The sequence below is a fragment of the Sulfurovum sp. genome (genome assembly GCF_041551015.1).
Taxonomy (GTDB): Bacteria; Campylobacterota; Campylobacteria; order Campylobacterales; family Sulfurovaceae; genus Sulfurovum.
Genome location: NZ_JBFENQ010000058.1, coordinates 1 through 10,680 on the forward strand (window position 1 = coordinate 1; position 10,680 = coordinate 10,680).

Genomic DNA, 10,680 nt, shown 5'->3' on the forward strand with positions numbered 1-10,680 from the left:
ATAGGTATGAATTTATAGAACCTCTTACGGGAGTTTCTCTTAAGTTCAAAAAGATTTTTTGGACATGAATGAGGGGTACCTCATATTTTAAAGGTATATAATGAAATTTAGTGAATTTAATTTTCATGCTGATTTAGCAAAAGGTGTGAAAATAGCAGGCTTTAAAGAGCCTAGTCCTATCCAGGAGATGGCTATTCCTATCATCGCTAATGGTAGTGATATGGTAGGACAAGCCCATACGGGTACAGGAAAGACAGCAGCGTTCGGTCTTCCTATGATGGATAAACTTGCCAAAGGTGAGATAGAACGGGCGTTGGTCATCACACCTACAAGAGAATTGGCGACACAAGTGGCTGATGAACTGTATCATTTAGGACGTTTTGCAGGTATCAGAACGTTAACTGTGTATGGTGGTGTAGGATATGGACGTCAGATAGCACTTATCCACAAAGGTGTACAGATTGTTGTAGCAACACCAGGAAGACTTAAAGACCTTTATAAAAAAGGAAAGATCGATGTTTTTAACCCAGAAATAGTTGTACTTGATGAAGCGGATGAAATGCTTGACATGGGTTTCCTTGAAGAGATCAAAGAGATCTTTGAGTATATTCCTCAAAATAGACAAACATTACTTTTCTCTGCAACAATGCCTGAGCCGATCAAAGAGTTGGCAAGTAACATTTTGTATCAACCTGAATATATCTCTGTTGTAGGAGATGAAGAGACGACAAATAACATTATCGATCAACGTTACTATATGATACATGAGAATCAAAGAGATGAAGCCATCGTAAAACTTCTTGAGACAGAAGAGACTAATAAATGTATCATTTTTTGTCGTATGAAAAGAGAAGTGGACAGATTGACCGAACATTTGCAAGCATTAGGATTTAATGCCAGCGGTTTACACGGTGACTTGGAACAGATGGACAGAGAAGTGGTCATTAAAGCCTATAGAAGAGGTGAGACGAAGATCATGGTAGCCACAGATGTAGCTGCACGCGGCTTAGATGTCAAAGATGTCACACACGTCTTTAATTACCATATTCCTTTTGACCCGCAAAGTTATGTACATCGTATCGGTCGTACTGGGCGCGCAGGAAGAAGTGGTCAGGCGATTACTTTGGTGACAACCGAAGAGTTTAAAGAACTCCAGCGTATTCAAAAAGAAGTAGGTGCAGATATGCGTTTAGCAACTATTCAAGGTGGTTCAGGGCTTGATAATTCAAGTTGTGAATATTTAGCTGAACAGATCAGAGATATTCATGTACATGAAGATGCAGCGGAGTTGTTGGCTTATATGGGAGAGATGGATAGAGAGCTACTATTGGAAAAGCTTATTTCTCACCTAATTGAGCAAGAGCAGCATAATATAGGAACTCAAATAGGTTTTGATCAAAATACTGTAGATGAGATGATGCAAGGATATGCAGCGGAACAAAAAGCTACGAGAAATACCAATCGTAGAAAAAAGAGAAGATAATTTTTCTTTTTTACCTAATAACAAGCAAAACTGTTTTAGAATTTGTAAACTTATAAAGTGAGGTAAATTGTATGGAAATAGATTTAGTAGGTGAAAGCTTAAAATTTATGGTGCTAGGAATGATGGTTGTATTTGTCTTTCTAGTTATACTCGTTCAGGTAATGAAGCTGCAAGCTAAGATTATCAATAAACTCTTCCCAGAAAAAGCACCTGAAGTAGGAACTACTTCAAACAGTGCTACACAGGGATCAGAACATGTTGCAGCTATTATAGCGGCTGTCACAGAATTTCGTAAAAAATGATAAAGTAAGGTATTGTAAATGGCTAAAAAATATATTGATGTAATGGACACAACTTTTAGAGACGGATTTCAGTCTGTCTTTGGTGGTCGTGTACTTATGGATGACTTTTTTCCTGCAGTAGAAGCAGCGAAGAATGCAGGTATTAATCACTTCGAATTTGGAGGTGGAGCAAGATTCCAATCACTTTTCTTTTATTTACAGGAAAATGCATTTGAAATGATGGATGGTTTTAGAGAGATCGTAGGACCAGATGCTAACCTTCAAGTACTTTCACGTGGTATCAACACAGTAATGCTTGATACAGGTAGTCGTGAAATGATTGAGCTTTTCGCAAAAATGTTTAAAAAGCATGGAACAACAACTGTGCGTAACTTTGACGCACTGAATGATGTGAACAACCTAGCGTTTTCAGCAGAGATGATCAAAAAACATGGCCTTGATCATGAAGTTGTAGTAACAATGATGGATCTTCCTCCAGGATGTAAAGGTGCACATGATGTTGCTTTTTATGAAAAAACACTTAGAAACATTTTAGATTCGGGTATTTCTTTTGATAGCGTTTGTTTTAAAGATGCATCAGGAACAGCAAATCCTCACAAAGTATATGAGACAATCGCAATGGCGAGAAAACTTCTTGGTGATAGTGTACACCTAAGACTTCATACGCATGAAACTGCAGGTGTTTCTGTAGCATCTTACCTTGCAGCGCTAGATGCAGGAGCAAATGGTATCGATATGGCTGCATCACCGGTAAGTGGTGGTACTAGTCAACCAGATATACTTACAATGCTTCATGCAACAAAAGGTACTGACTATAATCTTGGTGATTTGCAGCTTGACAAGATCCTGAAGTATGAAGAGAGACTTAAAGAATGTCTTTCAGATTATATGATACCACCTGAAGCGACACAGGTATCACCACTTATTCCATTCTCACCAATGCCTGGTGGGGCATTGACAGCCAATACTCAGATGATGAGAGATTCAGGGGATCTTGACAAATTTGATGAAGTGATCGCTGCGATGAAAGAAGTAGTTGAACGTGGTGGTTACGGTACATCAGTAACACCAGTGAGTCAATTCTACTGGCAACAAGCGTATGCCAATGTAATGTTCGGACCTTGGAAGCAAATAGCTCCTGGTTATGGACGTATGGTACTTGGTTACTTTGGTAAAACACCAGTAAAAGCAGATGATGAGATCATCAAGCTTGCATCTGAGAAATTAAAGTTAGAACCAACCACAGAAAATCCTTTAGATATTGCAGACAGAGATGAAAAGAAATCTATTGCACACTGGACAAAAGTACTTGAAGAAGAAGGTTTAGAAGTTTCAGATGAAAACATCTTCATTGCAGGTGCATGTGATCAAAAAGGTATTGCGTTCTTGAAGGGTGAAGGCCCTCTCATGGTAAGAAAAGGTAAAAATAATAATTGTAGCGGAGAAGCAGATATGGCAGGAAATTATACAGTAGTAGTAGATGGTAAACAATATAGCGTACAAGTAGCAGAGGGTGAAGGAAATATCCAAATTTCACCAGCACAGGTAAACGCAGTAGCAGAAGCAGCAGCACCTACAGTGTTGGCAGGTGGCGTAGGAAGTGTAGAGATACATTCTCAAACTCCAGGTAATGTATGGAAGATCACTAAAAATCCAGGTGATACTGTAGCTGAGGGTGATGTGATCATGATTCTTGAAGCAATGAAAATGGAAATTGACATTACTGCACCTAAAGCAGGTAAAATTGCTACAATTAATGTAAATGTCAATGACTCAGTCGCTGACGCACAACTTCTAGCCACAATGGAGTAAATATGAAGCTCAAACATCTTTTACTTTCGATGATGTTTGCTTTTACAGCACTCACATCAACTGTGCAAGCCAGTGTGCATGAGGCACCTGCAGCACCTGCACAAGAAGAACAAGTATATGAATCTAAATCTATTACTCAACTTCTAGGAAGCTTTTTTGAAACTACAGGTCTAAATGCCATGGTAAATCCTGAAGAGGGTGTAAAGAATGGTCATGGTGAAGAGATGAGTATCTTTGCTCAAAGTTGGGGTAAACTTATCATGTTTATCATCATTTTTATTCTTTTCTATTTAGCTATTGGCAAAGGATTTGAACCACTTCTTCTTTTACCTATCGCTTTTGGTGGACTTCTGGCCAATATACCTATTGCCAATATGACAAGTGATCACGGAATGCTAGGTATTATCTATAATATGGGTATTGCTAACGAATTCTTCCCGCTACTTATCTTTATGGGTGTTGGAGCAATGACGGACTTTGGACCACTTCTTTCTAACCCTAAAACAGCACTTCTTGGTGGAGCTGCTCAGTTTGGTATCTTTGGTTCATTAGTAGGTGCAGCAGCACTTTCTCAATATACTGGAATGGTAGACTTTACACTTAAACAATCTGCAGCGATCAGTATCATCGGTGGGGCGGATGGTCCTACTTCTATCTTTATTGCTTCGGCATTGGCACCAGAGCTTCTTGGAGCTATTGCAGTTGCTGCATATTCATATATGGCATTGGTTCCAGTGATTCAACCACCTATAATGAGAGCATTGACTACAAAAGAAGAGCGTCAAATTGTTATGAAGACTACGAGAAAAGTAAATAGACTTGAAAAACTTATTTTCCCTCTGATCGTAATCATGATGATCGCACTTATTTTACCAGATGCTGCACCACTTATGGGGTCATTCGCATTGGGTAACTTTGCAAAAGAATCAGGTGTAGTTGACAGACTTTCTAATGAGATGCAAAATTCACTCATTAACATTGTTACTATTTTCCTTGGTCTTGGTGTTGGTTCTACATTGGCTTCAGATTCATTCTTGATAGCTGAGACATTAGGTATTATGGTTATTGGTCTTCTTGCATTTGCTGCTGGAACAGCAGCAGGTGTGATTATGGGTAAGGTTATGAACAAATTTTCAAAAGAACCTATCAATCCACTTATCGGTGCAGCAGGTGTTTCTGCCGTACCAATGGCAGCAAGGGTTGTGAGTAAAGTTGGTTCTGAAGAAAAACCGGGTAATATTCTGCTAATGCATGCGATGGGTCCAAATGTGGCTGGTGTTATCGGTTCAGCTGTAGCAGCAGGTGTACTACTTTCTATCTTTAAGTAAAGTAGTTCCACGTATTATGCTTCCTCATTAGAGGGAGCATAAGTTAGGAAATAATACATATTTTCTAACTTATGCTTTAGCATTATAATAAAAGAAAAAAATAGGATACTTATGAGTACTAAAACGCCCAACGGACTTGATAAACTAGGATTGAAAGATATCGGAGATGTCTATTACAATTTAAGTTATGACGAGTTGCAAGCGCACGAAGTAAACAGAGGAGAGTGTAAGATCTCTACATCAGGTACAGCAATGTGTGATACAGGAATCTTTACAGGACGAAGTCCTAATGATAAATATTTTGTCGATCAGGCACCTTCAAATGAACATATCGCTTGGGGTGATGTAAATGCTAAGATAGATAAAGAGATCTATGAAGAATTGCTTGACCTTACTTTGACCCAACTTTCAGGTAAGAATATTTACGTAACAGATGTATATGCCGGAGCAAGTGCTGCAAGTAAGCGTTCTATACGTTTTGTCACTGAAGTAGCATGGCAGGCACACTTTGTTAAAAATATGTTCATCCGTCCTACAGAGTCTGAACTTGAAAGATTTGTTCCAGACTTTACTGTATATAATGCATGTAAAGCTGTAGATGAAAAGTACAAAGAACATGGGTTGAACTCTGATGTTTTTGTCGTATTTAATATAGAAGATAATGTTGCTATTATCGGTGGTACATGGTATGGTGGTGAGATGAAAAAAGGTATCTTCTCTATGATGAACTATTGGTTACCGCTTGAGGGTAAACTCCCTATGCATTGTTCTGCTAATGTAGGTGCAGATGATGATGTATGTCTCTTCTTTGGACTTTCAGGTACAGGTAAGACCACTCTTTCAACAGACCCGAGAAGAGCACTGATCGGTGATGATGAACATGGTTGGGATGATCATGGAGTCTTTAACTTTGAAGGTGGATGTTACGCAAAAGTGATAAACCTTGATGAAAAGTCTGAGCCAGAGATCTATGGTGCCATCATTAAAGATGCACTTTTAGAAAATGTTGTTGCAGATGAAAGGGGTGTGGTTGACTACACAAATGGTTCTAAAACAGAGAACACACGTGTCTCTTACCCTATAGAACACATAGAGAACCATAAAAAAGATTTACAGGCAGGTCATCCAAATAACATTATCTTCCTCTCAGCAGATGCATTTGGTGTATTACCTCCGGTAAGTAAACTGACTAAAGAACAGGCAATGTACTACTTCCTTAGTGGTTATACGGCTAAAGTAGCTGGAACAGAAAGAGGTATTACTGAGCCGGTTGCTACATTCTCTGCATGTTTCGGTGAAGCCTTCTTACCATTGCACCCAACAGTCTATGCTAAACTTCTTGGAGAAAAGATAGATGAGCATGGTGTAAATGTATACTTAGTTAACACTGGCTGGACAGGTGGTCCTTACGGTACAGGTAAACGTATGAGTATTAAAAACACTAGAGCATGTATTGATGGTATTTTGAGCGGTGCTATCTTAGATACAGAATTTGAAACACTTGATATATTTAATCTTTCTATCCCTAAGACTTTGGAAGGTGTAGATACTGCTGTACTTAATCCAAGAAACACATGGGAAGATAAAGCTGAGTATGATGCAATGTTATCGAAGCTTGCCGGTATGTTCCAGGAAAACTTCCACCGTTATGACGGTAATGGTGGAGAGTTTGACTTTGCCTCTGCAGGTCCTCAACTTTAAAACTTCATACCCCACACATTTTGTGTGGGGTAACCTCTTAATACAAATTTAAAGAACCAAATTTTTTAATTTCATCTTTCCTTTTCATTAATACTTTCCATTACACTTTCAGAAAACATATAGTCTGTCTCTTTACCGTATGTATGGCATTTTATACAGGATTTTATTTTCCCTTGATGCCATCCTTCCATTCCTGTTTCATCATAGACTCCATACCACCAATCACTATTGTCTGTATCATAGCCTTTTTCCATTTTTATCATAATGGTAAGTTTAGATGTTTCTGAGCGCTTTGGATCAGGATAAAGTGGTTTCACTACAATTGAACCTACTGGAAATAAATGCCACTTTTGAATATAAGCCTTTTTAGCAAGTGTATTGATATAGATATCAAACCATGCCCGGTGTGAATCGGACTTTAGTGCTTCGGTATTAAGTTTATGCAGGCTTTTCCAACGTGGAAAGGTAAATTGGTTTTTGATTACTCCCTTATTATTTGTGTTAGAGGCAAACAGATCGGGTATAAATATCATACTAAGTACAAGAGATAAAAGTATCAATCTGGGTATCATAATACTAGTTAAAATTGATTTCTTCATAATCTTTCCTTTCGTACTAAATTTTTAGAAGTCATTCCATTTTGTGGCAATAATTATACTAGAGCTGTGTGTAAAATATGTGTAAAATTCATATACATTTGGCATATTATTCATTAGAGTCATACCTTCTAGAATCTTAATGAGAAGAATAGAAAAATGTTTATTAATAGACTATATCTTTGCATTGATTTAAATAAGATATAGTATAGAACTTATTCATTTTAATAGGTAGGTATACATACTTAAAATAAAAAAATACACGAGATCATATTTTCATTCTTATATAATTCTAAGTTATTTATAATACAATATAAAGAAATATATTAAAGGAAATAATATGGATGTAAATAAATTCAGAGCAATATGTAGACCGATTAGAATTATAGTTGGATTGGCACTTATTGCATATGGTGTATACTCAGGAATTCAATGGTTCTATCTTGGGTTTATACCACTTATTGCAGGACTTGTAAACTTTTGTCCAGCATGTATCATCACTAAAAAGTGTGATACACCATCAAAATAAAACAAATGAGGTAAATCCTCATTTGTTTTACTCTTTATTTTAATTCTATTACGTTCGTACACTTTTATTAATTAAACCATTCTACTTATTTAATAAAGTATAATTTCACAATACAACGCTTCAAAGGTACAGGCTATGGATAAACTCACACAATATTTAAATGATCATCCTCATGATGAACTTCACCCCTCAGATATAGCCAATCTACTTAAAGGTTTAGATGAAAAAAGTTTTAATGAAGCAGTACAAGCTATACCTAAAGAGCTTATAGCTGATGTTGCATTGGAACTTCCGGATAGATATTTTGAAGATATTGTTGAATCATTTACCACAAAAGAACTTGCAGATTCAGTTTCAGAATTGGAAAGTGATGATCAAACAGACTTTATGCAAGAGCTTGAAGAAGTTGATGAAGGCATAGCTAAAGCTGTATTTAATCAGTTAGATGAAGAGGATCAAGCAGATATTTTAAAGCTTAAGCAGTATGATGAAGATGAAGCGGGTGCGTATATGCAAGTAGAAGTATACACGGCTAATTTACAACATACAGTACATGATGTAATTAGAGAATTTGCTCGCCTAAGAAGAAAAGATGAACTTGAAAATGTAAATTATCTTTTTGTTACAGATGAAGAAAAGAATTTATGCTATGGTGTGGGTTTAGACCATCTTCTTGTTTTTAATTTTAATACAACACTTCAAGAAAATATTGAAGAAAACCCTGAAAAGTATAAGCCTGTTGTTGGACATGATCATGATGATATTGCTGATATTGTACAGAAGTTTCAAGAGTATGATCTATCGTCAATGCCTATCATAGATGATAATGGTGTACTGCTTGGGCGTATTACTTCAGATGACATCTATGACATCATCAATGAACAGGCAACAGATCAGATGTACCACTTGGCTGGTGTAAATGATGATGCAGAAGAAGATGAAGATATTTTTAAAGCAGGTAAAGCACGTGCAGTATGGCTGGGCGTAAATCTGATCACGGCAATTATCGCTTCTTTGGTCATAGGCCTTTTTGCAGATACACTTCAAAGTGTTGTTGCTTTGGCCATATTGATGCCCATCGTGGCTTCAATGGGTGGTAATGCGGGGACACAAAGTCTTACGGTTGTTGTACGTCAACTCGCGCTTGGTGATATTGCCAAACATGATGCATTTCGTACCATAAAAAAAGAAGTCATACTCTCACTTGTAAATGGTTTTATTTTTGCTATAATCATGGGTATAATAGCCTCAATGTGGTTTGATAAAGGGATGCTAGGCATTGTGATTGCACTCTCTATGATCATTAATTTATTGAGTGCAGGTTTCTTTGGTGCTATGGTGCCATTGCTACTCAAAAAAATGGAAGTTGATCCAGCCATTGGAAGTACAGTAGTACTTACAACGGTCACGGATGTCGTGGGTTTCTTTTCTTTCTTAGGTCTAGCGACCTTGATATTATTATAAAGGTAAAATTACTTAAATGGATTTGTTAATTCTTTATTTCTCGTTGGCTGTGGTGATATCGTTCATCTGTTCTATTTTAGAATCTGTTTTACTCTCTTCAAACATGGCGTACATCTCAGTACTTGAAAAAGAACGCCCGATGGCAGGAAAACTTTTAAGATCGCATAAAACTAATATTAACAAATCTTTATCTTCTATTTTAATTCTGAATACGATTGCCAATACTTTAGGTGCAGCTGCTGTAGGTGCACAAGCAGAAAGTATTTACGGTGTGAGCGCGGTATTTTATGTGTCTATTATTCTAACATTTGCTATTCTTTTTTTATCTGAGATTATTCCTAAAACCATAGGTGCAGTGTATTGGAAATCTCTAGCGCCTGTAGCTACATATGTGATTCATTTTTTCATTTGGATTACATATCCTATTATCATTTTAACACTCTTTGTAACTAATCGTATAAGTAAAGGTGTTGACACAATGAGTTTGACTAAAGAAGAACTCATTCAAAGTACATTACATAGTGAAGACGATGGAGTACTTAAGGAGCAAGAGTCTGATGTTATCGAAAATATTCTTCTTCTTGATAAGATAAAAATTAAAGAGATATTAACACCTAGAACTGTTGTGTTTGCTTTAGATGGAAGTAGAAAAATTAAAGATATTGTTGAAAGTGAACCAGCGATATTTAAATTCTCGAGAGTACCTGTTTATGATGGAAGTATTGAAAATATCACAGGTATGGTAATGACTAAAAAGATCTTTAAACAAGGGCTTAAAGATGACAATGTAGCGTTAAATTCGATAAAAAAAGATATTTTCAAGATTTCTGAAAATTTACCTGTATCTAAAGCACTTGATCTATTTATTAAGAAAAAAGAGCATATGTTTTTAGTTCTTGATAGCTATGATCAGACAGAGGGTATTGTGACACTTGAAGATTGTGTTGAGACTATATTGGGTGTTGAAATTGTCGATGAGAGTGACAGTGATGCCGATATGAGAGAGGTTGCAAAACAGAAAATGCGTTTGCAGCGCAGGTTAGACAGTGCTATTGATACAAAAGACATATCTTGAGCAAATCTCCATATATTACGTTAACGCTTGGTTTCCCTCAACGGAAGGCTCACTCAAAAAATTGCTTTTTAAGAATACATAAGGTTTTAATAATATGTCATTAGCTACACTTGGATTATCTCCGGAAATTTTAAAAGCACTGAGTGACAAAGGCTATGAGTCCGCTACACCTATACAAAAAGCACTGATCCCAGTGATGTTCTCTCACCGTGACATCATGGCAGGGGCACAGACAGGAACAGGAAAGACGGCAGGCTTTTCTCTACCTATACTCCAAGATCTTAGCAAAAGCTTTGTTGAGGGGAAGCATTACCCTAAAGCAGTTATTTTGGTACCTACACGTGAACTGGCAAAGCAGGTACACGCAAGTATAGAAGCGTATGGAAAATA

General features: G+C 36.9%; 10 protein-coding genes. 9 read left to right on the forward strand and 1 reads right to left on the reverse strand.

Features of this window, described 5'->3' with window-relative positions:
- The first annotated feature begins 100 nt into the window (after window positions 1–100).
- From ABZC96_RS05255 to pckA, 5 genes are all read left to right on the forward strand, one after another.
- Window positions 101–1,483, forward strand: a complete 1,383-nt coding sequence (locus tag ABZC96_RS05255) for a DEAD/DEAH box helicase (RefSeq protein WP_373029592.1) — start codon at window positions 101–103, stop codon at window positions 1,481–1,483.
- Between the two features lie 71 nt (window positions 1,484–1,554).
- On the forward strand, window positions 1,555–1,785 hold the full coding sequence (locus ABZC96_RS05260; protein WP_373029593.1) for an OadG family transporter subunit: 231 nt from the start codon (window positions 1,555–1,557) through the stop codon (window positions 1,783–1,785).
- 18 nt (window positions 1,786–1,803) lie between these two features.
- Window positions 1,804–3,597 (forward strand): biotin/lipoyl-containing protein, encoded by a 1,794-nt coding sequence (locus tag ABZC96_RS05265; RefSeq protein ID WP_373029595.1) that lies wholly within the window; start codon window positions 1,804–1,806, stop codon window positions 3,595–3,597.
- A gap of 2 nt (window positions 3,598–3,599) precedes the next feature.
- Window positions 3,600–4,925, forward strand: a complete 1,326-nt coding sequence (locus ABZC96_RS05270) for a sodium ion-translocating decarboxylase subunit beta (RefSeq protein ID WP_373029596.1) — start codon at window positions 3,600–3,602, stop codon at window positions 4,923–4,925.
- Between the two features lie 111 nt (window positions 4,926–5,036).
- A complete protein-coding gene (gene pckA, locus ABZC96_RS05275) occupies window positions 5,037–6,626 on the forward strand; it encodes a phosphoenolpyruvate carboxykinase (ATP) (protein ID WP_373029597.1) in 1,590 nt (529 codons plus the stop codon).
- A gap of 71 nt (window positions 6,627–6,697) precedes the next feature.
- On the opposite strand, the gene ABZC96_RS05280 is transcribed toward pckA, so the two are convergent.
- Complete coding sequence (locus ABZC96_RS05280; protein ID WP_373029598.1) at window positions 6,698–7,225, reverse strand: cytochrome P460 family protein; 528 nt, start codon at window positions 7,223–7,225, stop codon at window positions 6,698–6,700.
- A 337-nt stretch (window positions 7,226–7,562) separates the two neighbouring features.
- Between ABZC96_RS05280 and ABZC96_RS05285 the strand changes: the two genes are divergently transcribed.
- From ABZC96_RS05285 to ABZC96_RS05300, 4 genes are all read left to right on the forward strand, one after another.
- Window positions 7,563–7,751 (forward strand): DUF2892 domain-containing protein, encoded by a 189-nt coding sequence (locus tag ABZC96_RS05285; RefSeq protein ID WP_373029600.1) that lies wholly within the window; start codon window positions 7,563–7,565, stop codon window positions 7,749–7,751.
- Between the two features lie 135 nt (window positions 7,752–7,886).
- Window positions 7,887–9,215: a magnesium transporter gene (gene mgtE, locus ABZC96_RS05290; RefSeq protein WP_373029602.1), complete on the forward strand. Its 1,329-nt coding sequence runs from the start codon at window positions 7,887–7,889 to the stop codon at window positions 9,213–9,215.
- A 16-nt stretch (window positions 9,216–9,231) separates the two neighbouring features.
- Entirely contained in the window at window positions 9,232–10,290 is a 1,059-nt protein-coding gene (locus ABZC96_RS05295) for a CNNM domain-containing protein (RefSeq protein ID WP_373029603.1), read from the forward strand.
- Between the two features lie 94 nt (window positions 10,291–10,384).
- Window positions 10,385–10,680: DEAD/DEAH box helicase (locus ABZC96_RS05300; RefSeq protein ID WP_373029604.1), on the forward strand; the 296-nt coding region annotated here is incomplete at its 3' end.